Raw genomic sequence first — 26,247 nt, 5'->3', positions numbered from 1 at the left:
ACCACCGATCATCAACGCGGGCTAGCTTTGGCGACATGCTCTACCTGGACCGGCCTGCCTGGCCGTGGCGCGGTCGGCTCTGGTCGCACCTGATCAGCGACGTCTCCTACGCCGAGTTGCACGCCTTCGCCGAGGCGCTGGGCGCACCCCGGCGCGGCTTCGACCGGGACCACTACGACATCCCGGCCGACCGGTTCGCGGCGGCGGTGTGGCTCGGCGCGCAGGTGGTGCCGAGCCGGGAACTGGTCCGGCTGCTCCGCGACGCCGGCCTGCGCCGCCCGAAGCACCTCAGCGGTTCGCTCAGCCGGTGAGAGCGGCCAGCTCGCGGCGCAGATTGTCGCGGGCCGGCGTCTCCCACCGTTGTGCCAGAGGCGGCAGCCGGAACAGGGCGGGCAGGCCCAGCAAGCCGGTGAGGACGCTGGCCCGACCGGTGCGGAAGGCCGGCTCGGGCACGTGCGCGTACTCCCGCCGGATGGCCGCCGCGTAGCGGTCGTAGGCGACCGGCGGACCGGCCAGCACGGCAAGGTCCGCGTCGCAGAGCAGCGCGCCGTCGGGGTCGTCCGCCGTCACCTGGTGCCCGGCGGTGAGCAGGACCAGCCGGCGGACCTCGGCCACCGCGGGTTCGGACACCCCGAGGCCGGTGAGCAGGCCCCCGGCCAGCGCCGCGCTGTCCCGCTCGTTGGCGTCACCGGCGGCCCGGGGGTCATAGATCGCGTCGTGGCACCAGGCCGCCAACCGCACCAGGTCGGGCCGCTCGGCCAGCCCGGCATGGCGGTCCACCACGTCGAGTACGGCGGCGAGGTGCGCGACGGTGTGGTAGTGCCGGTGCGGCTCCCGCCAGCGGGCGAGCAGCCGCTCACCGGCCAGAGTCGAGTGCTCGTCCGGACTCGCACCGGCGGCGCGGGCCGCCGCCCGCCACCGTTCCAGCAGATCGGCCACCGTCCGAGTCTGCCGCACTCGTGCGCACCGCGCGCCTGCGGGAGGATTCAGCGGGTCTGCCACGGGTAGTCGCGCCCATGGCGGCGGCCCGGGACAAGAGACCTCCGATGGTGCGGCGTGCGCCGCTGCGCGACGGACTGGTGGACGTCGACGGTGCGCGCATCGCCGAGGCCACCGAGCAGCTCAGGCACCGCGGCCGGGCCACCCTGCACGACCGGCTGCACCGGGTTCGCATGGCCGGTGGGCTGGCGGTCCAGGCCGGGTTGGCGGCCGGCCTGGCGTACCTCGTCTCGCACAAGGTGCTCGGCAACCCGCAACCGGTCTTCGCGCCCATCTCCGCGGTCGGCACCCTGGCCGCGTCGGTGGGCCAGCGGTTCCGCCGGACCGTGGAGCTGATCGTCGGCGTGGGCGTCGGGGTGTTCGTCGGCGACCTGCTGATCTACTTCCTCGGCACCGGCGCGTGGCAGCTCGGCCTGGTGGTCACGGTGGCGATCCTGCTCACCATCTTCGCCGGGGCCAGCGTGGCCATCGTCATCCAGGCGGCGGCCACGGCGGTGCTGATCGTGACGTTGAGCCCGTCCACCCAGAACCTGGAGATCCCCCGCTTCGTCGACGCGTTCCTGGGCGGCGGGATCGCGTTGCTGGTGACGGCGGTGCTGCTGCCGCTGAACCCGCTCCGGGTGATCAACCGGGCCGCCCGGCCCGCGTTGGACCTGCTCGCGGCGCAGCTCGACGCCACCGCCGACGGCCTGCGCGCCCGGGACCGCGCCGGTATCCAGCGGGCGCTGGAACGGCTGCGCAACAACAAGGACGAGCTGGCCACCCTGGCCGAGGCGATCGAGGGCGCGAAGGAGACGGCCACCCTCTCGCCGGCCCGCTGGCACCGCCGCGACGAACTCGTCCACTACGCGGAGGCGGCCGACCCGATCGACCGTGCGATGCGCAACTCCGGCACCCTGATCCGCCGGTCCGTCACCCTGATCGAGGACGACGAACCGGTGCCCGGTCCCATGCCGGACGCGATCGGCCACCTCGCCGAGTCGGTCCGACTGCTCAAACACGAGTTCGCGGTGGGGGAGGAGCCGCAGAAGGCGCGGGAGCGGTCGCTGCGGGCCGTCAGCGAGGCCGGCCGGGCGTACGGGGAGGGGGTCGGTTTCTCCGGCAGCGTCGTGATCGCCCAGATCCGTACCACGGCCAGTGACCTGCTGGTGGCCTCCGGCATCGAGCAGGAGGAGGCGAACCGCTGCATCCGGACCTCGTTCGGGGACCAGGAGCGGCCGGTGGGTGAACCCGCCGAGCCGGGCGACGCGCCGAAGCCTCCCACCGCCCCGCCGGTCGGCTGAGAACGCGCCTCAGGCCAGCTCGGCGAGCGCCGCGAGCAGCCGGTCCACCTGCGCGGCGGTGCTGCCCAGGCCGATGCTGGCACGCAGCGCGGTCGGCGGAAGATCCCGCCGGCCGGTACGCGTGGCAGCCTCACCGAGCAGCCGCCGGGCCAGCGGGTGGGCACAGAACAGGCCGTCCCGTACGCCGATCCGGTGGTCCGCGGCGAGCTGGGCGGCCACCGCGGTGGAGTCCCGCCCGGCGACCACGAACGAGACGATGCCCACCCGGGGCGCGTCCGGGCCGAAGGTCCGCAACTCCACGACGTGCGGCAGGGCGGCGAGGCCGGCGCGCAGCCGAGCCAGGAGTGCCTGCTCCTGGGCGGCGAGCGCCACCCGGTCGGCGTCGGTCAGCGCTGCGCACACCGCCGCCAGCGCCACCGCGCCCAGCAGGTTGGGGGTGCCACCCTCGTGGCGGGCCGGGCCGGTCGCCCAGGTCACGTCGTGGGTTGCCGGTCCGACGTGGCTGGTGGCCCCGCCGCCGGCCAGGTACGGCGGAGCGGCGTCCAGCCAGTCCGCCCGGCCGACGAGCACACCCGCACCGAACGGGGCGTACAGCTTGTGGCCGGAGACGGCCAGATAGTCCACGCCGAGCGTGCGCACGTCGACCGGGGCGTGCGGGGCGAGCTGCGCCGCGTCCAGGACGATCCGGGCACCGTGCCGGTGCGCCACCCGGGCCAGCTCGGCGACGGGCCACAACTCGCCGGTCACGTTGCTCGCCCCGGTGACGGCTACCAGCACCGGCAGCGCGGGGTTGCTGTCGCGGCGCAGCTCGGTCAGCGCGGCGGCGAGATCGCGTACCGCCCCGGCCGGATCGGACGGCACCGGCAGGCGTACCGAACCGCGCGGCCAGGGCAGCAGGTTCGCGTGGTGCTCGCCGGCGAAGGTGACCACGGTCGTGCCGGCCGGCAGGGAGCGGGCCAGCAGGTTGAGCGCGTCCGTGGTGTTCCGCGTGAAGATCACGTGGTCGTCCGCGCGGGCGCCGAAGAAGTCGCCGATCGTCTGCCGGGCGCGCTCGTAGGCCAACGTGCAGCGCCGCGACAGCGCTCCCGCGCCCCGGTGCACGCTGGCGTACCAGGGCAGCAGTTCGGTCACCGCGTCGGCCGCGGCCCGCGCGCACGGCGCGGTGGCCGCGTAGTCCAGATTGATCTCGCCGGGTACGCCGAGCACGTCGAGCGCCGCCGACGGCGGGGACACGACGGCGGGCAGGGCGGGCAGCGAGGGTACGAGGGTGACGGGCACGCCGGAACCTCCGGGGTCAGGGACCCCGGGTGTGGCCTCGGGACGGGGTCCGCGCTTGCCCAGCACGCCGATCGGGCTGGGCCCGGTCATCACCCGGGGCACCCCACCGCGAACTCGACGAGGGTTGCCGGCCAGCAAGCCGGGGCTTGACGCTGGCGCTCGTGACCTGCCGGCAGCATAGCGGCTGTGGATGCGACCGGACCAGTCGGCGGCGGATGGCTACGCTGACCGCATGGCCGACACCCCGCCCGGTGCACCCCTGCCGTCGCCGCCGCACCCGCCTGCGGCCCCGCCCGCCGGCACGTCTCCCGGGATGCCGCCGCGCCGCTTCGGCTGGCTGCGGTTCCTGGTGCTGGCCGGGGTGGTGCTGCTCATCGCCGCGTGCGCGGTCTTCATGGTCATCACTCTCGGTCAGTCGCTGGGCCTCGACGCCCTGCTCATCGGGGTCGGTGCCGCCATCCTGCCGGTGCCGGTGCTGGTCGCCTGCTTCCTCTGGCTCGACCGGTACGAGCCGGAGCCTCTGAAGTACCTGATCTTTTGCTTCACCTGGGGCGCGTTCGTCTCCACCGCCGCCTCGCTGAAGGTGAACGAGTTCGCCGCCGGGCGGTTCGCCGACTGGGGGCTGCCGGACGCGCTCACCGCCGTGCTGGTGGCGCCGTTCATCGAGGAGTTGACCAAGGCGCTCGGGCCCATCCTGCTGCTGGTGTTCCGGCGTCGGGAATGGTCCGGGATCACCGACGGCCTGGTCTACTGCGGGCTCTCCGCGGTCGGCTTCGCCATGGTGGAGAACATCCTCTACCTGGGCGGGTACGGCTACGCGGCCGGCGCCGACCGGTACGGCCCGGCGACCGGCACCCAGCAGGTGATCGCCATCTTCATCGTGCGGATCCTCCTGTTCGGGTTCGCCCATCCCCTCTTCACCTCGATGACCGGTGTCGGGCTCGGCGTGGCCTCCCGTACCGCCGACAAGCGGGTCCGGGTGCTGGCCCCGATCGCCGGCCTGCTGCTGGCGATGATGCTGCACGGCACCTGGAACCTGCTGCCCACGCTGACGCAGGCCACCGGCGAGGCCGTGATCATGCTGTACGGCTTCCTGGGCCTGATGGTGCCGGTGTTCTTCGGCGTGGTCGGGCTCGCCGTGTGGCTGCGCGCCTGGGAGGGGCGGCTCACCGAACGGAGGCTGCCGGACTACGTACGCGCCGGCTGGTTGACCCCGCCCGAAGTGGCTGCCCTGAGCAGCCTGGGCCGCCGGCACGCCGCCCGGAGCTGGGCACGCCGCGTGGGCGGCGACGCCGGTGCGCGTGCCATGCGCGGATACCAGCTCGCCGCGACCCGGCTGGCCCTGCTGCGGGACGGGACGCTGCGCGGTCTGGACCGCAAACCGGCCGACCAGGAGCGGACCGCCGTCGAGGAACGGCAGCTCCTGGAGGCGATCACCGGGTACCGGTCGTACTTCGTGGGCCGTGACCCGCAGGCCCCGGCCGGCGTCTGGGACGGCAGCCAGTACCACCTGCGCTTCCCGGACGGTACGCAGCGATCCGTGACCGCGCCCGACGAGCCGGTGGTGCCCATCCCGGTGGTGCTCGCCCCGCCGCCCCCCGTCGGCTACCCGCCGGCCGGCTGGCACGGCCTGCGCCCGGCAGCGCCGTGGCCGCCCGGTAACGCCTGAGCGCGGGTGGCGCGCGGCACGGCCGACGGTGTCAGGTCATCAGGGTGGTGAGGAAGTCGCCGAGCCCCTGGGCCATGGCGATCAACGCCGCCCCGATCGCCTTGAACATCTGCGCCGCGCCGTCCGGCCGGAACGCCATGAAGTAGATCAGGAACGCGACGCTGCCCCAGGTCAGCAGCTTCTTCACGAATACCGGCATCGTCCCTCCCCAGGGCCACGGTCGCCGGCTGGCTTCCCGTCGTACGGTCCGACAAACGGCGCGGCCGGGCCCGGGGAGGTCTACAGGTAGAGGCCGGTGGAGTCGTTCTCCACCCGTTCGGCGGCGACGGCGTGCACGTCGCGCTCGCGCAGCAGCACGTACCCGCGGCCGTGCAACTCGACCTCGGAGCGGTCGTCGGGATCGAAGAGCACCCGGTCACCGGAGACGATGGCGCGGACGTTCGGCCCCACACCCACGGCGGTGGCCCACGCGAGGCGCTTGCCGACCGCTGCGGTCGCCGGAATGACGATGCCAGCGGTGGAGCGACGCTCGCCCTCGCTGCCGTCCATCCGCACCAGCACGCGGTCGTGCAGCAGGCGGATCGGCAGGCCGGAGTCGAGATCCTGGTCGGCGGTCACGGGGCAGACGCTACCGTGTCGCAGGTGACCGGCCGTCGGTGGTTACGCCCATGGCCGTGCGGGCAATGTGTGGCGGAACTGCCCTACGGTGTCGGGAACGGACGTATGCTGTCCGACCTGTCGCCGTGGGCGGACGACTCTTCTGCCAGGAGGTGCGCTTGAGCCGCTTCGAGCGGGTACGCGGGCGGCTGCGCCGCGCCTACCAGTCAGAACAGCAGTCGGTACACGCCGCCCAGGAGACGCCGAGCGACGCCCCGGAGTCGCCCGGGATCGCCTCGCCGGCCGTCCCCGGTCCCGCCGCCCCGGCGAAGGCGACGGTCGTCGGCGCGGAGCCGCCGGTGGACCTGCACAGCTCCACGTCCAGCCGGGACGACGCGGACGTGCCGCACGGCCTGCGGATCGCCGCCGCCTGGTGCTGGCGGTTGATCGTGATCGGTGTGGTGGCCTGGGCGCTGCTCCGGATCGTCGGCACGGTCCGGATCGTGATCATCCCGTTGGCCATCGCGTTGCTGCTCTCGGCCCTGCTCGCGCCGGCCGTGGGTTGGCTGCTGCGGGCCCGGCTGCCCCGTTCGATGGCGACGGCCGTGGTGCTGGTCGGCGGTCTGGCGGCCGTCATCGGCACGTTGACCCTGGTGGTCAACGAGTTCATCCAGGGTGTTCCGGAGCTGAGCGAGAAGTCGTCGCAGGGCGTACGGCAGATCCAGAACTGGCTCAAGACGGGCCCGTTGCACCTGTCCGACACCCAGCTCGACCGCTACATCGACGAGGCGCAGGGCTGGATCAACGACAACACCTCGAAGTTCACCAGCGGCGCGCTGAGCACCGCGGCGACGCTGGCGGAGGTGCTGACCGGCACGCTGCTGGTGCTGTTCGCGACGTTCTTCTTCCTGCGCGACGGCAACCGGATCTGGCGTTTCCTCGTACGCCTGCTGCCGGTGGCCGCCCGGTGGAAGGTCGACGACGCCGGGCGCGCCGCCTGGCAGACCCTCGTCGCGTACGTCCGCGCGACCGTGCTGGTCGCCTTCATCGACGCCGTCGGCATCGGCATCTTCCTGGTCATCTTCGACGTGCCGTTCGCCTTCCCGCTGGCCGCGCTGGTGTTCCTCGGCGCGTTCATCCCGATCGTCGGTGCGGCGCTCTCCGGCGGTGTCGCCGTGCTGGTGGCACTTGTCGACAGCGGCCCGGTCACCGCGCTGATCATCCTGGGCGCCGTGATCGGTGTGCAGCAGGTCGAGGGGCACGTGCTCCAGCCCCTCATCATGGGCCGGGCGGTGGCCATCCACCCACTCGCGGTGATCATCGGGATCGCGGCCGGCGTGGTGCTCGCGGGCATCACCGGCGCCCTGGTCTCCGTGCCCCTGATCGCGGTGCTGAACACCGCGGTACGCCGCCTGGCCGCCCGTACGGTCCCCGACACCCCACCCGACGCCGTGGTAGTAGCCTCCCAAGCCCCCTGAAGGGCCCACCCCACCCCGCGCCGATCTTGCACTTTCGGTGGCGACAAATTGGGGCCAACCACCCCAAGTCGACAACCGAAACTGCAAGATTGGCGAGGAGAGGGGTGCGGGGTGCGGTCAGGTTTTGGCTAGGCGGGTTAGGGCGCCTCGGGCTACCTCGGGGCGGGTCGTGTACCAGAACGGGGGCAGGGACCGGCGCAGGAACGGTCCGTAGCCCCGGGCCGTCTCCAGGCGCGAGTCGAGCACCGCGACGACCCCCTTGTCGCCCGTGGCCCGGATCAGTCGGCCCACGCCCTGCGCCAGCCGTACCGCGGCGATCGGCACGCTGACCGCCGCGAAGCCGGAGCCGCCGCCCGCGTCCACGGCCGCGGCGCGGGCCGCGGCGAGTGGTTCGTCGGGCCGGGGAAAGGGCAGCCGGTCGATGACCACGAGCTGGCAGGCGTCGCCCGGCACGTCCACGCCCTGCCAGAGCGACATCACCCCGAACAGGCAGCTCGACCGCTCCTCGCGGAACCGGCGGACCAGCAGCGGCAGCGCCTCCTCGCCCTGCAACAACACCGGCAGGTCGGTCCGCGCGCGCAGCAGCTCCGCCGCCTGCGTCGCGGCCCGCCGGGAGGAGAAGAGCCCGAGGGTACGACCACCGAGCGCCTCGACGAGCCCGAGCAGCTCCTCACCGGCCGCGTCGGGCAGCCCGGAGACGCTGGGCCGGGGCAGGTGCGCGGCGACGTACAGGATGCCCTGCCGCGCGTAGTCGAACGGCGAGCCCACGTCCAGCGAGCGCCAGCCCGGGCCCTCGGTCGCCGGGACGGTGGCGGCGTCGGCCAGCCGGCGGCCCGGTGTCTCGGCGGCTGGGCGACCCGCGCCGGTGCGGGCGGCCAGCGAGGCGGCGGCCGGCGACGCGGGGACCGGCGGCGCGTCCAGGCCGAGGGCGCGGGCCACCGTGTCGAACCGGCCGCCGAGCGCCAGGGTCGCCGAGGTGGCGACCACGGTGCGTTCGTCGTACAGGTGGGCGGCGAGGGTGCCGGCGACCGACAGGGGCGCGACCACCAGCGCCCGGCGGTTGCCGCTGTCGTTCTTCTCCACCCACGCCACGTCGTGGTCGGCCTCTTCGAGGAGCCGTTGCGCGGTGGTGGAGAGGTCGTCCATCGCGGCCTTGGCCTGCTGCTTGCGGACCGGGTCGGGATCGTCGGACTTGATGTCGCCGATCGCGTCCAGGGCGGCGCGGGTGGCCGAGTCGAGCAGGGTGCACGCCTCGCGCAACGGTGTCGGCAGACCGGCCGTGAGTCGACCGGCCGGCGCCTCGGCCAGCCCGACGGCGAGGGCGTCACCGGCGGCGGTGAGCGCGTCGGCCGTCTCCGGGCGCAGCAGCGGGCGGGCACGCCGGGTGGACCGGTCGATCATCTCCGGCACCAGTTCGGCCTGGGCGGCCGAGGAGACGCGGTCGGCCAGCTCGTGCGCCTCGTCGACGATCAGCAGCTTGTGGGGCGGGACGATGTGCCGCTCGGCCAGCATGTCCACCGCGAGGAGACTGTGGTTGGTCACCACGATGTCGGCCTCGCGGGCGCGGGCCCGGGACGCCTCGGCGAAGCACTCCGCCCCGAACGGGCAACGGGTCGCGCCCACGCACTCCCGCGAGGGCATGGAGACCAGCCGCCACGCCTGGTCGTCGACGCCCGGGTCCAGCTCGTCGCGGTCGCCGGTGTCGGTCTTCTCGGCCCAGTTCCGCAGACGCTCGATCTGCTTGCCGATCCGGCCGGCCTCGCCGAGCCACTTCGTGCCGCCGCCGGGGCGGGCGGCGGGGGCGTCGAAGAGGGTGTCCTCCGGCTCGTCGGCGGTGGAATTGTCCAGTCGGGCCAGGCAGAGATAGTGGTGGCGACCCTTGAGCACCGCGAAGGTGGGGCGGCGGCCGAGCAGCGGCTCGACCGCGTCGGCCAGCCGGGGCAGGTCGTGGTCGACGAGTTGGGACTGCAACGCCAGCGTGGCCGTGGAGACCACCACCGGGCCGTCCACGGTGAGGGCGGGCGCGAGATAGGCCAGCGACTTTCCGGTGCCGGTGCCCGCCTGCACGAGCAGGTGCTCGCCGCTGGTCACGCACTCCTCGATGGCGGTGGTCATCTGCTGCTGCCCGGGCCGCGCCGTGCCGCCGGGGACCGCGCCGACCGCCGCCGCGAGCAGCTCCGTGCCGCTGGGCCGGGCGCCCCGCCGCCGGCCTGAGCCACGGGCCGAGGGGGTGGCGGAACCGGTGGCGGTGCGGGGCGGAGTCACCGTGCGACGGTACCCGCCGCCGCCGACACCGCCCGCGCCCATCCGCCCGCGTGGCGCGTACCCATCCGTCGACCTCGCTGGCCGGTGCCGTCCGGTTACGGCTGCACTACGACGTGTGGGCGCTATCGGTTAGGGTGCGAATCATGCCGAGCGACGTGGTCCGAGTGATCTACCGCAAGTACGACGGCAGCGCCCACCGCGATTACCCGGCCCGCCGCCTCACCGAGGACGACCTCGGCGTCTGGCTCGGCGTTCCGTTCGGCACCGAGTCGGTCTACCACGGCCGGCCGTCGGTGGAGAAGATCCCCTTCGTCCTGCTGGTGCCGCACCACGCCTGGTGGACGTGCATGTTCAACCCGCCCCCGCGCACCAGCGAGGTCTACTGCGACATCGCCACGCCGGCCCGTTGGGAGTCCGAGGACACCGTCCATCTGATCGACCTCGACCTGGACGTGGTCCGCCGGCGGGCCACCGGTGTGGTGGAGCTGCTGGACGAGGACGAGTTCGCCGAGCACCGGGCCCGCTTCGGCTACCCGGACGACGTGGTGGTCGAGGCCGAGGCGGCGGCCCGGTGGCTGTACGGCGCGCTCGGCGACGGCACCGAACCGTTCGCCACCTCGTACCGCAAGTGGCTGGCCCTGGTGGTCTGAGCCGGCACGGGCTCCTTCGGGGGCGCCCGGCGCACGGTGCGCCTCGACGGGCGGATGGCGCCCTCGTGGGCGATGATCCTCAGATGAGCGAAGCCGGGCAGAAGCAGGGCGGTCAGATCGTGACGCCGCACGGCGGGTCCGTGCGGGACCTGTTGCGGGTCACCGCGCCGGTGGACCTCGCCGCGATCGATCCCCGGTCCACGCCCGGCCTGCCGGCCGCCGAGGAGATCGGCGAGCACCGCAAGACCTGGGCTCGTGCGCAGGTGGAGCTGATCGGCGAGGAGTTGGGCCGCCAGCAGGAGATGCTGTTCGCGATGGCCAAGGCCGGGTCGACCCGCCCGGCGCACCGGGTGCTGCTGGTGCTCCAGGCCATGGACTGTGGCGGCAAGGACGGCACGATCAAGCGGGTGGCGGGCGCGATGAACCCGCTGGGCCTGCACATCCGCTCGTTCGGGCCGCCGACCGAGGAGGAGTTGCAACACGACTTCCTCTGGCGGATCCGCCGGGAACTGCCGCCTGCCGGGTACGTGGGCATGTTCAACCGCTCGCACTACGAGGACGTGCTGATCGCCCGGGTCGGCGGGTTGGTGCCGGAGGCGATCTGGCGGGCCCGCTACGACGAGATCAACTCCTTCGAGCGGGAGTTGACCGAGGACGGCGTGACCGTGATCAAGGTGATGCTGCACATCTCGTACGCCGAGCAGGGCGAGCGGCTGCTGGAACGACTCACGGACCCGCGTAAGCACTGGAAGTACAACCCGTCGGACGTCGACTCCCGGTCGCACTGGGACGACTACCAGGCCGCGTACGCCGAGGCCCTGAGCCGGTGCGGCACGGACGCCGCGCCGTGGTTCGTGGTGCCGGCGGACCGCAAGTGGTACCGGGACTGGGCGGTGGCCCATCTGCTCCGGGAGACGTTCGACACGCTCCGGCTGGGGTATCCGCCTGCCGATTTCGACGTGGCGCACGAACGCGAGCGGTTGGCTGCTGGGGGAGCGGGGACGGTTGGGACGCGCGAGATGAACACTAGGTGAACGGGTGGTGAATGTGGCCCGACCAGGGGTGGGCCGGCGAATTCGCGGTTCTGGCGTTTCCTAGCATTCACCGAGCGGACGCCCACGGACGCCGCCACCCTTCCACCGACGCGACGAGGTCTGTGCTGTGAAGTTTTCCTTCCGCCCCACCGAGGGCGCCTTCTACGAGCTCTTCACCAGGGCCGCGCAGAACCTGGTCCGGGGCACCACGCTGCTGAACGAGCTGGCTCTGCCCGGTGTCGACGTGCAGTCGGTCAGCGAGCGTCTGACCGAGGTCGAGCACGACAGCGACCAGATCACGCACGATCTCTACAAGAAGATCAACTCGACCTTCATCACGCCGTTCGACCGGGAGGACATCTACCGGCTGGGCTCGCTGCTCGACGACGTGATGGACCACCTGGAGGCGGTCGGCGACCTGCTCTACCTGTACGGGCTGACCGAGCTGCCGGCGCTTCCCCGCGAGCTGCACGAGATGGTCAACGTGCTCGACCAGCAGGCCAAGCTGACCGCCGAGGCGATGCCCCGGCTCCAGTCGATGAAGGACCTCGAGGACTACTGGATCGAGTGCAACCGGCTGGAGAACGAGGGCGACCGGATCAACCGGCAGCTCCTCGTCCGGCTCTTCTCGGGCGAGTACGACGCGTTGACGGTGCTGAAGATGAAGGAGGTGGCCGACGAGTTGGAGGCCGCCTGCGACGCCTTCGAGCACGTGGCCAACACCGTCGAGACCATCGCGGTCAAGGAGTCCTGAACCGGTGTCTACCGAACTCATCGCCGTCCTGGCGGTGATCGCGGTCGCCTTGGCGTTCGACTACACCAACGGTTTCCACGACGCCGCCAACGCGATCGCGACAAGCGTCTCCACCCGCGCGCTGACACCCCGGATCGCCCTCGGCCTCGCCGCGGTCGGCAACTTCATCGGCGCCCACTTCGGCGCCGGTGTCGCGAAGACCGTCGGCGACGGCCTGGTCACCCTGCCCACGGGGGTGAGCAGCCTCGGGGTGGTCTTCGCCGGTGTGCTGGGGGCCATCGCCTGGAACCTGATCACCTGGTACTTCGGCCTGCCGTCGTCGTCCTCGCACGCGCTCTTCGGCGGCCTGGTCGGCGCGACCCTGCTGTCCACCGGTGGCATCGTGCAGTGGGGCAACATCGGCGAGAAGGTCATCCTGCCGATGGTGCTCTCGCCGATCGTCGGCCTCACCCTCGGTTACGTGCTGATGCTGGCGATCCTCTGGCTGTTCCGCAAGGGCCAGCCGGGCAAGCTCAACCGGGGTTTCCGCCACGCGCAGACCGTCTCCGCCGCCGCCATGTCGGTCGGCCACGGCATGCAGGACGCCGCCAAGACGATGGGCATCGTGGTGCTGGCGCTCTACACGGGCGGTTTCCAGGAGAGCAAGACACACATCCCGGGCTGGGTCTTCTGGACGTCGGCCACCATGCTGGCCCTCGGCACGTACGCCGGTGGTTGGCGGATCATCCGTACCCTCGGTCGTAAGATCATCGACCTCGGGCCGCCGGAGGGTTTCGCCGCCGAGACGGTGGCCAGCGCGGTGCTCTACTTCAACGCCCTGGTGCTCAAGGCTCCGATCTCCACGACCCACACGATCACCTCGGCGATCATGGGCGTGGGCGCGACGAAGCGACTCTCCGCGGTCCGCTGGAACGTCGCGGGCAACATCGTGATCGCCTGGATCATCACGTTCCCGGCGGCCGCGCTGATCGCCTGCGTCACCTACCTGCTGGTCCGGCCGCTGTTCGGCTGACCGGTTCCGGTGCACGAGAACGGCCCCCGGGACACCCGGGGGCCGTTTCGCGTCTCATTCGTAGCGCACGCCGATCTGCTCGCGGACCGTGTCCAGCAGGGCCATCACCTCGAGGGTTGTGGTGTGCGGCACCAGCGGGCTCTCGGTCAGCCCGGCGGCCAGGCAGCGCTGCACCTCGATCGCCTCGTACTGGTAGCCGTTGCCGGCCTCCTCGCCGGTGATGGTCTCGGGCTCGACGCCGTCCCGGTGCAGGGTCAGCGAGGCCGGCCGGAAGAACGGCTCCGGCAGGTCGATGCGGCCGGTGCTGCCGGTGATCGAGGCGGCCAACGTGCTCGCACCGACCATGCCGCAGCTCAGCGTGGCCACCGCCCCGCTGTCGTACCCGAGGAGGATGCCGGTGTTCTCGTCCGTACCCTCCGGGCCCAGGTGCGCCCAGGACCGGACGTGCTGCGGGGCGCCCAGCAGCAGGTGCGCCAGGCTGATCGGGTAGATCCCCAGGTCCAGCAGCGCGCCTCCACCCAGTGCCGGGTTGCGCATCCGGTGCTCCGGCGGGAACGGCCCGGCCACCCCGAAGTCGGCCCGCACGTTGCGGACCGTGCCGATCGCACCGTCCGCGACGAGCTGAACCATCCGCTGGATGATCGGGTTGGTCCGCATCCACATGGCCTCCATGAGGAATACCCCCGCGGCGCGGGCGGTGTCCACCAGCTCGGTGCTGGTGGCCAGGTCCAGGGTGAACGGCTTCTCCAGCAGCACCGCGCGGCCGGCGGTCAGGCAGGTCAGGGCCGCCTCGTGGTGCGCGGCGTGCGGAGTGGCCACGTAGATCACGTCGACGTCCGGGTCGGCGGCCAGCTCCACCCAGGAGCCGTACGCCCGCTGCGCGCCGTACGTGTCCGCGAACCGCTGGGCGCTGTCGGCGGAGCGGGAGCCGACCGCGACCAGTTCGGCGTCCGGCACCAGCCGGAGGTCTTCGGCGAAACGGCTGGCGATGTGGCCGGTGGCCAGGATGCCCCAACGAGTCATGCCGGAACGCTAACCCCTGCGGCCGCCGGGCAGACGCCGCCCCTCGCCGGACGGCGCACCGGCTCGTCGGCCGTGCCGGCGGCTCGTCGGCGGTGCCGGCGGCTCGTCAGCGGTGCCGGCGGCGTCGCCACCCTGGTGTTGTCCTTTGCTCTGCTTCACCCCAGGCAACACTGAGGGGCCTCTCCTGTCGCCTCCGCTGAAGCAGAGCAAAGGGGCCGACCGGTAGGTCCGGTGGCCCGGCGGGTGGCCCGGCACGGCGGGTGGCCCGGCACGGCGGGTGGCGCGGCACGGCGAGACCCGGCACTGCGGTGGTCGGCACCGTGCCGGCGTGGCGAACTAGGCTCGCGGCATGACGATCGACAGCGACGGCTTCCCCGCCCCGGCCGCCCTGGTCGAGCACGCCCGCCGGTTCCAGGCCGAGGGCGCCAGCCCGGCGACGCCGCGGGTCGCGGCCACCGTGCTGCTGCTGCGTCCGACCGACACCGACTTCGAGGTGTACGTCATCCGCCGGGTCGCGGCGATGACCTTCGGGGGGATGTACGCCTTCCCGGGCGGGGGCGTCGACCGCTCCGACTCCGACGCGCACCTCGACTGGGCCGGCCCGACGCCGACCGACTGGGCGGGGCGGCTCGGAGTAGGTGCGGACGCCGCCCAGGCGGTGGTCTGCGCCGCCGCCCGGGAGGTCTTCGAGGAGGCGGGTGTGCTGCTCGCCGGACCCGACCCGACGACGGTGGTGGGTGACGTCAGCGGCGACGACTGGGAGGCGGCGCGGCAGGATCTGGAGGGACGCCGGCTGGGCTTCGCCGCGCTGCTCGCCGACCGCCGACTCACCCTTCGGTCGGACCTGCTGCTGCCGTGGAGCCGGTGGATCACCCCGGAGTTCGAGCCACGCCGCTTCGACACGTACTTCTTCGTGGCCCTGCTGCCGGCGGGGCAGCGGACCCGCGACGTCTCCGGCGAGGCCGACCACACGCTGTGGATCCGACCGGCGGACGCGTTGGCCCGGGCGCGGGCCGGCGAGCTGACCATGCTCCCGCCGACCCTGGTCACGCTGGCCGAGGTGGCAGCGGCCGGCGACCTGGCCGCGGTGGCCCGCGCGGCGGCGGACCGCGACGCCGCCACCCCGATCACCCCACGCCTGGACGTCCCCCCGAACGGCGAACCCCGCTTCGTCCTCGCCTGACCCCCGCCCAGCCCTGTCGATCATGGAGTTGTGGTGGGGACGAAAGTGTCCTGGTGTCCCTTGTCGGGCACCACAACTCCATGATCGACGACTGTCCGTCGGGGCGGCTCAGCCGAAGCGGCCGGTGATGTAGTCCTCGGTCTTCTTGACGCTCGGGTTGCTGAAGATCTTCTGGGTGTTGTCGTACTCGATGAGGCGGCCCGGGTCGCCGGTCTTCTCGATCGAGAAGAAGGCGGTCCGGTCCGACACGCGAGCGGCCTGCTGCATGTTGTGCGTCACGATGATGATCGTGAACTTGTCCTTGAGCTGGAACATCAGGTCCTCGATGGCCAGCGTGGAGATCGGGTCCAGGGCCGAGCAGGGCTCGTCCATCAGCACGACCTGCGGCTCGACCGCGATGGTCCGGGCGATGCAGAGCCGCTGCTGCTGACCGCCGGAGAGGCCCGCGCCGGGCTTGCCGAGGCGGTCCTTGACCTCGTCCCACAGGTTCGCCGAGCGCAGAGCCTTCTCGGCGGCCTCGTCCAGGATCGACTTCTTCCGGACGCCGTTGAGCTTCAGCCCGGCCACCACGTTCTCGAAGATGCTCATGGTGGGGAACGGGTTCGGCCGCTGGAAGACCATGCCGATCATGCGCCGGACCGCGGTGACGTCCACGTCCCGGTCGTAGATGTCCTGGTCGTCGACGGTCAGGCTGCCCTCGACGCGAGCGCCCGGCAGCACCTCGTGCATCCGGTTGATCGACCGCAGGAAGGTGGACTTGCCGCAACCGGACGGGCCGATCAGGGCGGTGACCGTCTTCGGCTCGACGGTCAGGTTGATGTTCTCGATCGCCTTGAAACCGCCGTAGTAGGCGGTGACGTTCGAGGCTTCGACGCGCTTGGCCATGGTGGTACCTCCGGGGTTCATCGGCTGAGCCGGTTGCGACGGGCCAGCAACTTCGCCGCGATCGTCAGGATGAGCACGAGGGCGACCAGGGTGAGTGCCGCGGTCCACGCCCGTGCCGGTGCGTACTTCGACGCGTCACCGGCCTGCTGGTAGACGAAGAGGGACAACGACGACTGGTTGTTCTCGAATGGGTTGGTGTTGATGGCGGCGCCGCCGCCGGCGACGAGCAGGACCGGCGCGGTCTCGCCGGCCGCGCGGGCGATGGCGAGCATGACGCCGGTGACGATGCCGGGCAGCGCCGTCGGCAGCACCACCCGCAGGATGGTCTTCCACTTGGGTACGCCGAGCGCGTACGCGCCCTCGCGCAGCGGCGGCGGGACGAGGCGGAGCATCTCCTCGGTGGACCGCACGATGGTCGGGAGCATGAGCACGCTCAGCGCGAGCGCGGCGGCAAAGCCGGAGAAGCTCGGCCGGCCGTCGTTGAACCACGGCGACACGATCAGCACCCAGAACGCCAGCACGAAGAGGCCGGAGACGATCGACGGGATGCCCGTCATGACGTCCACGAAGAACCGGATCGCGAAGGCGAACCGGCCCCGCCCGTACTCGACGATGTAGATGGCGCAGAGGATGCCGAGCGGGACGGTGATCAGGGTGGCGATGCCGACCTGCTCCAGCGTGCCGACGATCGCGTGGTACGCGCCACCGTTCGCGTCGCGGGCCCCGATGTTGTTCATCGAGGTCTGGAAGAAGTTGCCGTCGAACCGCTCGGTGCCCTTGCTGACGAGCGTCCAGACGACCGAGACGAGCGGCAGCACCGCGAGTACGAACGCGGAGTGGATCAGCGCGCTCCAGGTGCGGTTGCGGGCCGACCGACGCCCCTCGACCGCGTTGGCGGCGGCGAAGAGCCCGGCCAGGTAGAGGATCGCGCCGAGGACGACGACGAGGACCGGGCCGCCGATGCCGGCGCCGTAGACGATCACGGCGGAGAGCGCGAGGGCCGCCACGGCGATGGCCGGTGCGGCGTACCAGGGCAGCCGCCTGGCCCGCAGCGAGGCGGGCTGGGCCGGCGGCCGGGTGCGGTGGGAGGTGACGGTTGTGGTCATGCGGCCGACTCCGTGAACTCCCGGCGGCGGTAGATGATCGCCCGCGCCGTGATGTTGACGATCAGCGTGATGGTGAAGAGCACCAGGCCGGAGGCGATGAGCGCGCCCCGGCCGGTCTCGTTCGCCTCGCCGAACGCGTTGGCGATGTTGGCGGCGATGGTGTTGCCGCCGTTCTGGATGAGGTTGAACGAGATGCCGAAGGTGATGCCGAGGGTCAGCGCCAGCGCGATGGTCTCGCCGAGCGCCCGACCGAGGCCGAGCATCACCGCGGCGATGATGCCGGGGCGACCGTAGGGGAGTACCGCGGTGCGGAGCATCTCCCAGCGGGTGGCGCCCAGGGCGAGGGCGGCCTCCTCGTTGGCGGTCGGCGTCTGGAGGAACACCTCGCGGGAGAGCGAGGTGATGATCGGTAGCACCATGATGGCCAGCACCAGGGCACCCAGCATGATCGACTTACCGAACGGGCCGTCGCCGCCGAAGATCGGGATCCAGCCGAAGTACTCGTTGAGCCAGACCGAGAAGTCCCGGACCGGGTTGCTGAAGATGTCCCGACCCCAGAGGCCGAAGACCACGCTCGGTACGGCGGCCAGCAGGTCGACCAGGAATCCGAGGGCGGTGCCCAGCCGCCGCGGCGCGTAGTGCGACAGGTAGAGCGCGATGCCCAGCGCCACCGGCACCGCGATGAGCAGCGCGAGTGCGGAGCTGAGCACAGTGCCGAAGGCGAGTGTGCCGATGCCGAACTTCGGTTCGGTCTCGTTGGGGGACCAGCCCTCGTAGGACCAGAAGTTCTCGGTGTTGGCGCGCAGGGCCGGCACCGCCTTGGCGACCAGGAAGATCGCGATGGCGGCGATGATGACCAGAACGGCGGTGCCGGCGGCCAGTGTGAGGCCGCGGAAGGCCCGCTCGGCGCCGAACTTGCGGCTGCGCGGCAGCGCGCCGCCGCCGCCCAGCCCGGCGTCGCCCGGGGAACGGGTGCTGACTGGTGCCTCGGCCACACGCGCCGAGGCACCGGCGGGCCACTCGTGACTCTCGGTCACGCGCGTCCCGCCGGTGCCGGCGTCGGCCGAGCGGTGAGGGGTTTCACCCATCTGCTCGCTCGATTCGGTTGCGGAGGTGTGGGGGTCGGATCAGGAGAGGTTCTTGACCGCGGTCTCGACCTTGGTGCGGACCGTCTCCGGCAGCGGGGCGTAGCCCAGGTCGGTCAGGGAGTTCTGGCCCTCGGCGCTGGCGGCGTAGCCCAGCAGGCCCTTGACCAGCTTGAGCTTGTCGGCCGCGAGGCCCTTGCTGCAGACGATCTCGTACGTCGCCAGGACGATCGGGTAGGCCCCGGCCTCCTTGGTGTTGTAGTCGATCTTCAGCTTGAGGTCGTCGCCCTGGCCCTCGACGGCCGCGCCGGCGATGGTCTTGCCAGCCGCCTCGGCGGTCAGCGCGGCGAACTCGCCGTTGCCGTTACCGATCTTGGCCATCTTCAGGCCGGCGTTCTCGGCGAACGACCACTCCATGTAGCCGATGGAGCCGTCGGCGCCCTTGACCGAGCTGGCCACGCCGTCCGAGCCCTTGGCGCCGGTGCCGCCCGGGGCCTTCCAGGCCTTGGCGTTGCTGAAGGTCCAGTCCGCCTCGGAGGTCTTCGAGAGGAACTTGGTGAAGTTGTCGGTGGTGCCCGACTCGTCCGAGCGGTGGACGGTCTGGATGGTGGTCGCCGGGAGCTTCGCGTCCGGGTTGTCGGCCTTGATGGCCGCGTCGTCCCACTTGGTCACCTTGCCGGCGAAGATCTTCGCCAGGGTGGCCGGCTTGAGCTGGAGGTTGTCCACGCCGCTGACGTTGTAGGCGACGGCCACCGGGCCGATGACCATCGGCAGGTGAATGGCCTTGCCGCCCGCGCACTTGGCGTCGGCCTGCGGCTGCTCCTCCGGCTTGAGCGCCGAGTCGGAACCCGCGAAGTCGGCGGTGCCGGCGATGAACGCCTGGATGCCGGCGCCCGAGCCGGAAGCCTCGTAGTTGATGGTGGTGCCAGCACACTTCTGCTGGTACGCCTTGATCCACTCGGCCATGGCGTTCTTCTGGGCCGACGAGCCCTGGGCGTTGACCGTGCCGGTACCGCAGTCGACCGCGGCGGCGGAGCCCGAGGCGCTGGCGCCGGAAGTGGGCTCGTTGTTGTCCGAGCCGCATGCACTGAGGCCGAGCGTCGCGGCAAGAGCGAGGCAGGCAATAGTGCCGTACCGCTGGAGCTTCACCTGAGGGGTTTCCCTTCGCGTCTGACTTGGCGCCCCGATCCCGGGGCCCGAGGACCGGCACTGACCGGCTGACACGAAAGTTAGAAGTGCCAGGTAGCCGGTTCGCCGGTCGCAAGTGAACGCAGGGTGAACAGGTACGGCCCCCGAGGTGACCGCTCGCTGAGGGTGAGTTGTCCGTTAAGTGAACCGGGGCACTTCAGTGCCCGTTCCCGCTCAGCCCAGGTGGTAGTTGATGTGCGCGGACCACCGGGCGAAGCCCAGCCGCTCGTACAGGGCGACGGCCCCGGTGTTCGAGTCGTCCACGTAGAGCATCACCCGGTTCAGGCCTCGCTTGTCCCGCAGGTACGCGAGCCCCGCCGTGGTCAGCGCCCGGCCCAGACCACCGCCGTGCGCCGTCGGCTCCACCCCGAGCACGTACACCTCGCCGATCCGGGCCGACCCGGGCCGTTCGTGCACCTTCGTCCAGTGGAAACCGAGCAGCCGACCGGTCGAGGTCTCCTCGGCGAGCAGGAAGCCGGCCGGGTCGAACCACGGCTCGGCGAGGCGGACCCGGAGGTCGTCCGGGGTCCACCGGCCCTGCTCGGGGTGCTCGGCGAAGGCCCGCGCGTTCAGGGCCAGCCACGCCGCGTCGTCCGCCCCCGGCCGGAACGCGCGCAGCGCCACCCCGTCGGGCAGGCGCGGCTCGCCCAGTGGGGCCGCCAACGGTCGGCGGAGCTGCCAGAGCACCCGCGCCCGCGTGAACCCCAGGTCCACGGCGAGCGCCGCCGCCGACGGGTGGTCGCCGTGCGCCCACGCCCGCAGCGGTCCGGTCGCCGAGGCGAGGACGCCCCGGGCCAGCGCCCGGCCGGTGCCACGCCGCCGGTACGCCGGGTGCACCACCAGCTCCACACCGATCCCGTCCACCGGGTCGGTGGTGTCCAGGTGCGCGTACCCGGTCAGCGTGCCGTCGTCGGCGCGGGCGAGCAGGTGTAGGGCCGCGGCGTCCGGGTCGCGCAGGCGGAGCAGGACGTGCTCGTCCAGCGGGTCCGCGCCGTCGGTGTCGCCCGCCGTGCGGGCCAGGGCCAGTACGCCGGCGATCTCCGTCGGGGACAGTCGGTCGGTCCGGGTGACCTGGTCGCTGGTCGGTTCCGCGCTGCTCATCCCGTCACCGTAGCCGTTGCCTCAGGCGCGTCCCGGACTGTCGCCCGAGTAGCGTCCCGGACCCGTCGCCCAGGGCGGGTGGCCGGCTCACGTCGGGTCGGTGGGCAGCGCCTCCAACTCGAAGCGGCTGGTCAGCTCGGGCAGGATCCGGCGCAGCGCGTCGACTGTGCCCTGCCGGTCACCGCCCGCGTCGTGCAGGAGGACGACCGCCCCGGGCTGCGCCTGCGTGAGCACCGTCGTGGCGATCTTGTTGGCGCCGGGCACCTGCCAGTCCGACGGGTCCACCGACCAGTGCAGCGGGGTCATGCCGAGTTGCCGGGACACCGACACCACCGGGTAGGTCCAGGCGCCCCCAGGTTGGCGGTACCAGACGATCGGGACATCCGGGACCGCTGCCCGGATGGCCTCGTTGGTGCGGATCAGGTCGGCGCGGATCTGGTCGGCGGACCGGTTGCCCAGCGAGACGTCGTGGTGCCAGGAGTGGTTGCAGAGCGTGTGGCCGTCCGCCACGATCGCCTGGACCAGGTCCGGGTGGTCCTGGGCGTTCTCGCCCACCACGCAGAACGTGGCCTTGACGTCGTACTCGCGCAGCGTCGCGAGGACCTGCGGGGTGTAGCGCGGGTCCGGTCCGTCGTCGAAGGTCAGCGCGAGGCGGGCGGTGCCGGTGTCGGTGTGGGCGCCGAACAGCTGGTCGCCGCCGGCGTCCCGGCCCGTGCCGTCCTGGCCGGCCTCGGCGGGGCCGGCGGCGCTCTGGCTGGCGCTCGGGTGGCCGGTCGACGGTTGCTCGGGAGGCTGGTCGGCGTAGTGGGGGCCGTTGGCGTCGGTGGTGACTCCCGTGGCGTGCTGCCGGGTCTGGTCCGGGACGAGGCTGCGGCCCAGCACGTACGCGGAGCCGAGCAGCGCCGCCACCACCACTGTCACGATCCCTGCCGCTCGCGCGGTCGAGTTGACCCGCGTCACGGCTTCCACCCGATCGGCCGGAACCGCCGGCCCGTCGCCCCCGTGTTACCTGCGCGCACCCTTGCCCCCTTTTGCGACAAACCCGGCAGTCAGAATAGGACTGCCAAGCTGCGCAAAAGGGGCATATGGGGAATCGGGCGGAGCTAGACGGGCAGCGGCGCGTGCTCCGTCTCGGGCAGGGAACGCGACGGCGGTACGACGAACTTGTAACCCACCTGGCGGACCGTGCCGATCATCGACTCGTACTCCGAGCCGAGCTTGGCGCGCAGGCGTCGGACGTGCACGTCCACCGTCCGGGTGCCGCCGAAGTAGTCGTACCCCCAGACCTCGCGCAGCAGCTGGTCGCGCGTGAACACCCGGCCCGGGTGCTGGGCCAGGAACTTCAGCAGCTCGAACTCCTTGTACGTGAGGTCGAGCGGGCGGCCCTTCAGCTTCGCCGCGTACGTGTCCGGGTCGATGGTGAGTTCCCCGGCCCGGATCGAGCCGCCGGCGCCGGCGGTCGCGTTGCTCAGGCGGCCGACCGCGAGCCGCAGCCGGGCCTCGACCTCGGCGGGGCCGGCCGAGGCGAGAATGACGTCGTCGACGCCCCAGTCCGCGTTCAGCGCGATCAGGCCGGCCTCGGTGACGACCGCGACCAGCGGCACTCCCAGCCCGGTGGCGTGCAGCATCCGGCAGGTCGCCCGGGCCTCGCTCAACTCCGACCGGGCGTCCACCAGCACCGCGTCGGGGCTGGGCCCGGCAACCAGGGTGCGGACGTCGCGCGGCGCGGTGCGCACCGAATGTGGCAGCAGGTCGAGAGCCGGCAGCACAGCCGACGGTTCGCCTGCGCGCGCGGTCACCAGCAGCAGGATCTCCACGATCACCTCCGTCCCGGCGGCGCATCGCCGCACGCGACCAGACACACTCGTGAGGGAGTGCGCTGAGAAATTGCGTGGTCCCGGCGTCGCTGACGGGCGGGTAACGCGTTGAGCGTAACCGATCGCCTCGGCTGCACCGTCAGGCCATTTCCCGTTTGTCTAGCTTGCCCCTGATCGTGGCACAGGTTTTAACGTTGCTGAAACCCGCGACCGCCGCGCCGGGCGGTCGATCTGGCACGATCGGGGCGTGTTTCCCTCCACCTCGCCCGACGCCGGCCGCGACTCGTGGACCGACGGACCCCGTCCGGGTCCGGCCGCTCCGACCCGTGGCCACCCACCCGCGCCGCGCACCGGACCGGCTGTCGCCGACGCCGAGCGCCGCGAACGTGGGCCGCGCCGGGCGCGCCGTGCCGGAGAACCGGCCCGCCGTACCGAGGACGAGATCGACGAGCCGGAGGAGGAGGTCGTCCCTCCGGTCGAGGTGCACCGCCCGCTGGCGCTGACCATCGCCGGCTTCGCCGCGCTGCTCGGCGTGGGACTGGTGCTCGGCGCGCAGACGTCGGGCCCGGGCCACCGCCTGCCGTTCGCCGCCATCGTCTTCGGCGTCCAACTGCTGTTCGTGCTCGCCTGGACGATGGCCATGCGCCCACCGGCGCTGCTGCTGGTCGGCGGGATCAGCGCCGCCGTCGCCGCGGCCGCCGACGTCGCCGCCGTCCGGAGCGACATCGCCGGCCTCGCGCCGCTGGGCTACCTGGCCGTCGGCGGCTTCCTCGCCGCCGTGCTCGGCCAACTGGTCCGCCGCGTCGACCGGGTCCGGGTCACCGACTCCCTCGGCGCCACCCTGCTCATCGTGGTCGGTGTCGTGGCCTTCGGCACCCTGATCGTCCTCAGCCGCATCCCCGCCGGTACCCAGGCGATCACCGTCTGCCTGACCGCGAGCGGGGTCGCGCTCACCGTCGCCCGGCTCACCGACGCGGTGCTGCCGTGGCCCCGGCTGGCCCCGCAGGTGCCCCGGGGCGCGGCCGGCGTCGTCGGTGGCGCGATGGTGGGCACGCTGGGCAGCGCGCTGCTCGGCGGCTATCTGGTGGCACCCTTCACCCCGACCAGGGCCGCGGTGATCGGCCTGGTCGCGGCCGTCACCGCCGTCCTCACCGACCTCGCCGTGGGGTACGCGGAGGCGGGGCGCCTCATGGCCGGGGAGCCACCCACCATGTGGGTCGCCCGGCACATGCAGGGTCCGCTCGGCGGGTTCGCCCTGGCTGCGCCTGCCGCCTACGCCATGTGCATGCTCTTCCTCTGAGCCCACGGTTGAGCTCGGGGCCCCTCGGGTACCTACGGGAGCGCCGCGCTGCGGCATCGGATCGGACGACCCGCCACGTCGTGGCGGGCGGAGACAGGAGGCGGCGTGGCCCAGGATCATCCGGTCGACGAGGCCCGGCCCCGACGGCGCGGACGCAAGCTGCTCATCGGCCTGGTCGTCCTGCTCCTCGTGGTGGCGGGCCTGCTGGTGGTCGCCGACCGGGTGGCGGTCGGGGTCGCCGAGCGGCTCATCGCCGAACGGGTCAGCCAGGAGATCGGCAAGCAGGGCGCGCAGTCCTCGGCGCCCGACGTCGAGGTCGGTGGGGTGCCGTTCCTCACCCAGGTGCTCGACGGACGGTACGAACGGATCTCCATCTCGCTGCGCGACGTGCAGGCCTCGGTCGAGGGTGACGCCGTACGGCTGCCGGTGCTGGACGTCGACGCCCGGAACGTGCGGGCGTCGCTGGACACGCTGCGGTCCGGGCAGGGCGACGTCGTGGCCGACACGGTCGACGGCACCGGCACGATCAGCTACGAGAGTCTCGCCGCGCTGCTGAACCGGCCCGGCCTCACTCTCGGCGAGCAGGGTGGCAAGCTGGCCGTCAGCGCTCCGGTCGACATCCTCGGCCAGAAGTTCACGGTCGCCGGCACCGCCGACATCACCGTCGCCAAGAACGGCGCGGTCGCCCTGCGCTTCAGCAACCTCGACGCCGCCGGCCTGCCGAACCTGCCGCTGGCCCGCACGATCCTCAACAACTACGCCAAGGGCATCTCGATCGACGTGCCGCTGCCCGACCTGCCGTTTCAGCTCGCGGTCCGCAAGGTCCAGCCGTTGCCCGAAGGGCTGGCGGTCACCGCCGACGCCAAGAACGTACCGATCAACTCCGTCAGCTGAGTGGTGCGTCAACGATCCGGGTCACTGGGACGCCACAGTGGCCCGGGTAGCGGGACGATTCCCGGATGGTGGTCGGCACGGTGGCAGCCCTCCGGATCGCTGGTAGGCTGCCTGACCATGGGGACCCACCTCACCAAACGGCGCGCGGTCGACCTGTGCCGCGTGGCCACCTGCCTGTGTCGCCCTGCCATCTGACGGCGGGGCTGTTTTCGGCCGCCTGACGGCGGCCACCGGCACGCAGGGTCCTCGACCCTCTGCGGTGATCCCACCGAACGCCCGGCAGCGGCGCCGTCGCACGAACCCGTGATCCCGTCCTTCCGCTGGGTCCCGCGCGCGGTGCGACAGTTCAACCCATCGATATTCGCGCGTTGGCTCACCATCCATCCTCACCAGGGAGTGATTCGATGAGTCGCGACACCGCACTCGTCTCGGCCGAGTGGGCCGAGAAGAACCTCGACGCCCCGGGCGTCGTCTTCGTCGAGGTCGACGAGGACACCTCGGCCTACGAGACCGGCCACATCGCCGGCGCCATCAAGATCGACTGGAAGACCGACCTCCAGGACCAGGTCCGCCGGGACTTCGTCAACAAGACCCAGTTCGAGGCGCTGCTGTCCGAGCGGGGCATCAGCAACGACGACACCGTGATCCTCTACGGCGGCAACAACAACTGGTTCGCGGCGTACGCGTACTGGTACTTCAAGCTCTACGGCCACCGCGACGTCAAGCTGCTCGACGGCGGCCGCAAGAAGTGGGAGCTGGACGCCCGCCCGCTCGTCACCGAGACGGCGACCCGTCCGGCGACCCAGTACGTCGCGCAGGAGCCGGACACCTCCATCCGGGCCTTCCGCGACGAGGTCGTCGCCGCGATCGGCACCAAGAACCTGGTCGACGTGCGCAGCCCCGACGAGTTCGCCGGCCGGCTGCTGGCCCCCGCCCACCTGCCCCAGGAGCAGGCGCAGCGGGCCGGTCACATCCCGACCGCGATCAGCGTTCCGTGGTCCAAGGCGGCCAACGAGGACGGCACCTTCCGGTCCGACGACGAGCTGCGCAAGATCTACGGCGACGCCGGGCTGGACGACAGCAAGGAGACCATCGCGTACTGCCGGATCGGCGAGCGGTCGTCGCACACCTGGTTCGTGCTGCAGGAGCTGCTCGGTCACGGCAACGTGAAGAACTACGACGGCTCCTGGACCGAGTACGGCTCGCTGGTCGGCGTGCCGGTCGCGCTCGGCGATGAGCCAGGGGAGGCCTGACGATGACCGCTCCCACCGCTGCCACCGCTGCGGGTTGCGCCGCACCTGACCAGGCCGCGCCCCTGCCGGCCAGCCTGGACCTCGAGAAGGAGACCGTCATCACCGGCATCGTCCGGTCGGCGGCGGACGAGGTCGTCCCGGGCGCGTACGTCCGGCTGCTCGACTCGACCGGTGAGTTCACCGCCGAGGTGGTCACCTCGGCGGCCGGTCAGTTCCGGTTCTTCGCCGCGCCGGGCTCCTGGACGTTGCGGGCGCTGTCCCGGCACGGCAACGGCGACACCGCCGTCACCGCGGGCCGGGGCATCAACGAGGTGTCCGTCACCGTCGCCTGACCCACCGCTCTGATCGACCGGGGCCGGTCACCCAGCAGGGTGGCCGGCCCCGGTCGTCGTC

General features: G+C 72.1%; 27 protein-coding genes and 1 riboswitch. Of the genes, 14 read left to right on the top strand and 13 right to left on the bottom strand.

Annotation, left to right across the window (positions count from 1 at the left end; all coding sequences use genetic code 11):
* Nucleotides 1-35 precede the first annotated feature (35 nt).
* A complete protein-coding gene (locus tag ACQPZK_RS29100) occupies nt 36-311 on the top strand; it encodes a DUF4031 domain-containing protein (protein ID WP_433535942.1) in 276 nt (91 codons plus the stop codon).
* On the opposite strand, the gene ACQPZK_RS29095 is transcribed toward ACQPZK_RS29100, so the two are convergent.
* Complete coding sequence (locus tag ACQPZK_RS29095) at nt 301-939, bottom strand: HD domain-containing protein (protein WP_433535941.1); 639 nt, start codon at nt 937-939, stop codon at nt 301-303. The two genes, ACQPZK_RS29100 and ACQPZK_RS29095, sit on opposite strands and share 11 nt — an antisense overlap.
* A gap of 107 nt (nt 940-1,046) precedes the next feature.
* On the opposite strand from ACQPZK_RS29095, the gene ACQPZK_RS29090 reads away from it, so the two are divergent.
* Nucleotides 1,047-2,282, top strand: a complete 1,236-nt coding sequence (locus ACQPZK_RS29090; protein ID WP_433535940.1) for an FUSC family protein — start codon at nt 1,047-1,049, stop codon at nt 2,280-2,282.
* Nucleotides 2,283-2,291: 9 nt separating this feature from the next.
* On the opposite strand, the gene ACQPZK_RS29085 is transcribed toward ACQPZK_RS29090, so the two are convergent.
* Nucleotides 2,292-3,527 (bottom strand): aminotransferase class V-fold PLP-dependent enzyme, encoded by a 1,236-nt coding sequence (locus tag ACQPZK_RS29085; protein ID WP_433539348.1) that lies wholly within the window; start codon nt 3,525-3,527, stop codon nt 2,292-2,294.
* 79 nt (nt 3,528-3,606) lie between these two features.
* Nucleotides 3,607-3,727: riboswitch (SAM riboswitch) on the bottom strand.
* A gap of 23 nt (nt 3,728-3,750) precedes the next feature.
* On the opposite strand from ACQPZK_RS29085, the gene ACQPZK_RS29080 reads away from it, so the two are divergent.
* Nucleotides 3,751-5,229 (top strand): PrsW family intramembrane metalloprotease, encoded by a 1,479-nt coding sequence (locus tag ACQPZK_RS29080; protein WP_433535939.1) that lies wholly within the window; start codon nt 3,751-3,753, stop codon nt 5,227-5,229.
* 31 nt (nt 5,230-5,260) lie between these two features.
* Here ACQPZK_RS29080 and ACQPZK_RS29075 read toward each other — a convergent pair whose 3' ends face one another.
* Together ACQPZK_RS29075 and ACQPZK_RS29070 are read right to left on the bottom strand one after the other, a co-directional pair.
* On the bottom strand, nt 5,261-5,428 hold the full coding sequence (locus tag ACQPZK_RS29075; RefSeq protein WP_234588321.1) for a hypothetical protein: 168 nt from the start codon (nt 5,426-5,428) through the stop codon (nt 5,261-5,263).
* An 80-nt stretch (nt 5,429-5,508) separates the two neighbouring features.
* Nucleotides 5,509-5,847, bottom strand: coding sequence for a GroES family chaperonin (locus ACQPZK_RS29070; RefSeq protein ID WP_425892494.1), 339 nt, complete (start codon nt 5,845-5,847; stop codon nt 5,509-5,511).
* Nucleotides 5,848-6,005: 158 nt separating this feature from the next.
* On the opposite strand from ACQPZK_RS29070, the gene ACQPZK_RS29065 reads away from it, so the two are divergent.
* Nucleotides 6,006-7,304 (top strand): AI-2E family transporter, encoded by a 1,299-nt coding sequence (locus ACQPZK_RS29065; protein ID WP_433535938.1) that lies wholly within the window; start codon nt 6,006-6,008, stop codon nt 7,302-7,304.
* 117 nt (nt 7,305-7,421) lie between these two features.
* Here the strand turns inward: ACQPZK_RS29065 and ACQPZK_RS29060 are convergent, their stop codons facing one another.
* Nucleotides 7,422-9,611: an ATP-dependent DNA helicase gene (locus tag ACQPZK_RS29060; RefSeq protein ID WP_433535937.1), complete on the bottom strand. Its 2,190-nt coding sequence runs from the start codon at nt 9,609-9,611 to the stop codon at nt 7,422-7,424.
* 101 nt (nt 9,612-9,712) lie between these two features.
* Between ACQPZK_RS29060 and ACQPZK_RS29055 the strand changes: the two genes are divergently transcribed.
* The 4 genes from ACQPZK_RS29055 to ACQPZK_RS29040 all read left to right on the top strand — a co-directional run bounded on the left by ACQPZK_RS29055 (nt 9,713) and on the right by ACQPZK_RS29040 (nt 13,019).
* A complete protein-coding gene (locus tag ACQPZK_RS29055; RefSeq protein ID WP_433535936.1) occupies nt 9,713-10,219 on the top strand; it encodes a DUF402 domain-containing protein in 507 nt (168 codons plus the stop codon).
* A gap of 83 nt (nt 10,220-10,302) precedes the next feature.
* Nucleotides 10,303-11,253 (top strand): PPK2 family polyphosphate kinase, encoded by a 951-nt coding sequence (locus tag ACQPZK_RS29050; protein ID WP_433535935.1) that lies wholly within the window; start codon nt 10,303-10,305, stop codon nt 11,251-11,253.
* Between the two features lie 127 nt (nt 11,254-11,380).
* Nucleotides 11,381-12,007, top strand: coding sequence for a DUF47 domain-containing protein (locus ACQPZK_RS29045; protein WP_355050883.1), 627 nt, complete (start codon nt 11,381-11,383; stop codon nt 12,005-12,007).
* A 4-nt stretch (nt 12,008-12,011) separates the two neighbouring features.
* Nucleotides 12,012-13,019: an anion permease gene (locus tag ACQPZK_RS29040; RefSeq protein ID WP_433535934.1), complete on the top strand. Its 1,008-nt coding sequence runs from the start codon at nt 12,012-12,014 to the stop codon at nt 13,017-13,019.
* A 54-nt stretch (nt 13,020-13,073) separates the two neighbouring features.
* Here ACQPZK_RS29040 and ACQPZK_RS29035 read toward each other — a convergent pair whose 3' ends face one another.
* Complete coding sequence (locus ACQPZK_RS29035) at nt 13,074-14,042, bottom strand: Gfo/Idh/MocA family protein (protein WP_433535933.1); 969 nt, start codon at nt 14,040-14,042, stop codon at nt 13,074-13,076.
* A 349-nt stretch (nt 14,043-14,391) separates the two neighbouring features.
* On the opposite strand from ACQPZK_RS29035, the gene ACQPZK_RS29030 reads away from it, so the two are divergent.
* Nucleotides 14,392-15,225 carry an NUDIX hydrolase gene (locus ACQPZK_RS29030; RefSeq protein WP_433535932.1) on the top strand — a complete coding sequence of 278 codons (834 nt, stop codon included), beginning with the start codon at nt 14,392-14,394 and terminating at the stop codon, nt 15,223-15,225.
* Between the two features lie 108 nt (nt 15,226-15,333).
* Here the strand turns inward: ACQPZK_RS29030 and pstB are convergent, their stop codons facing one another.
* The 7 genes from pstB to ACQPZK_RS28995 form a co-directional block, all read right to left on the bottom strand.
* Nucleotides 15,334-16,110 (bottom strand): phosphate ABC transporter ATP-binding protein PstB, encoded by a 777-nt coding sequence (pstB, locus tag ACQPZK_RS29025; RefSeq protein WP_421473411.1) that lies wholly within the window; start codon nt 16,108-16,110, stop codon nt 15,334-15,336.
* Nucleotides 16,111-16,127: 17 nt separating this feature from the next.
* The gene (gene pstA / locus ACQPZK_RS29020; protein WP_433535931.1) at nt 16,128-17,216 is read right to left on the bottom strand and encodes a phosphate ABC transporter permease PstA; all 1,089 of its coding nucleotides are present in this window, start codon (nt 17,214-17,216) and stop codon (nt 16,128-16,130) included.
* A complete protein-coding gene (gene pstC / locus ACQPZK_RS29015; RefSeq protein ID WP_433535930.1) occupies nt 17,213-18,304 on the bottom strand; it encodes a phosphate ABC transporter permease subunit PstC in 1,092 nt (363 codons plus the stop codon). Before pstC ends, pstA begins: the two co-directional genes overlap by 4 nt.
* Nucleotides 18,305-18,343: 39 nt before the next feature.
* Nucleotides 18,344-19,450, bottom strand: coding sequence for a phosphate ABC transporter substrate-binding protein PstS (pstS, locus tag ACQPZK_RS29010; RefSeq protein WP_433535929.1), 1,107 nt, complete (start codon nt 19,448-19,450; stop codon nt 18,344-18,346).
* Between the two features lie 213 nt (nt 19,451-19,663).
* Nucleotides 19,664-20,590: a mycothiol synthase gene (gene mshD / locus ACQPZK_RS29005; RefSeq protein ID WP_433535928.1), complete on the bottom strand. Its 927-nt coding sequence runs from the start codon at nt 20,588-20,590 to the stop codon at nt 19,664-19,666.
* Nucleotides 20,591-20,677: 87 nt separating this feature from the next.
* Nucleotides 20,678-21,559, bottom strand: coding sequence for a polysaccharide deacetylase family protein (locus tag ACQPZK_RS29000; protein WP_433535927.1), 882 nt, complete (start codon nt 21,557-21,559; stop codon nt 20,678-20,680).
* A gap of 134 nt (nt 21,560-21,693) precedes the next feature.
* Complete coding sequence (locus tag ACQPZK_RS28995) at nt 21,694-22,413, bottom strand: winged helix-turn-helix transcriptional regulator (protein ID WP_357129003.1); 720 nt, start codon at nt 22,411-22,413, stop codon at nt 21,694-21,696.
* Between the two features lie 241 nt (nt 22,414-22,654).
* Here ACQPZK_RS28995 and ACQPZK_RS28990 point away from each other — a divergent pair, with 241 nt between their 5' ends.
* The 5 genes from ACQPZK_RS28990 to ACQPZK_RS28970 all read left to right on the top strand — a co-directional run bounded on the left by ACQPZK_RS28990 (nt 22,655) and on the right by ACQPZK_RS28970 (nt 26,186).
* Nucleotides 22,655-23,707: a hypothetical protein gene (locus ACQPZK_RS28990; RefSeq protein ID WP_433535926.1), complete on the top strand. Its 1,053-nt coding sequence runs from the start codon at nt 22,655-22,657 to the stop codon at nt 23,705-23,707.
* A gap of 105 nt (nt 23,708-23,812) precedes the next feature.
* Nucleotides 23,813-24,601: an LmeA family phospholipid-binding protein gene (locus ACQPZK_RS28985; protein ID WP_433535925.1), complete on the top strand. Its 789-nt coding sequence runs from the start codon at nt 23,813-23,815 to the stop codon at nt 24,599-24,601.
* Nucleotides 24,602-24,718: 117 nt separating this feature from the next.
* Entirely contained in the window at nt 24,719-24,796 is a 78-nt protein-coding gene (locus tag ACQPZK_RS28980; RefSeq protein WP_433539347.1) for an Ms5788A family Cys-rich leader peptide, read from the top strand.
* A gap of 209 nt (nt 24,797-25,005) precedes the next feature.
* Entirely contained in the window at nt 25,006-25,854 is an 849-nt protein-coding gene (locus tag ACQPZK_RS28975; protein ID WP_433535924.1) for a sulfurtransferase, read from the top strand.
* Nucleotides 25,855-25,856: 2 nt separating this feature from the next.
* Nucleotides 25,857-26,186: a DUF1416 domain-containing protein gene (locus ACQPZK_RS28970; protein WP_355050871.1), complete on the top strand. Its 330-nt coding sequence runs from the start codon at nt 25,857-25,859 to the stop codon at nt 26,184-26,186.
* Nucleotides 26,187-26,247: the final 61 nt, after the last annotated feature.

Origin of the sequence: Micromonospora sp. CA-249363 (assembly GCF_050950185.1) — a bacterium.
Classification (GTDB): Bacteria; Actinomycetota; Actinomycetes; order Mycobacteriales; family Micromonosporaceae; genus Micromonospora.
The sequence above is the reverse complement of the archived record's forward strand: the minus strand, read 5'-3'. Positions and strand labels throughout refer to the sequence as shown.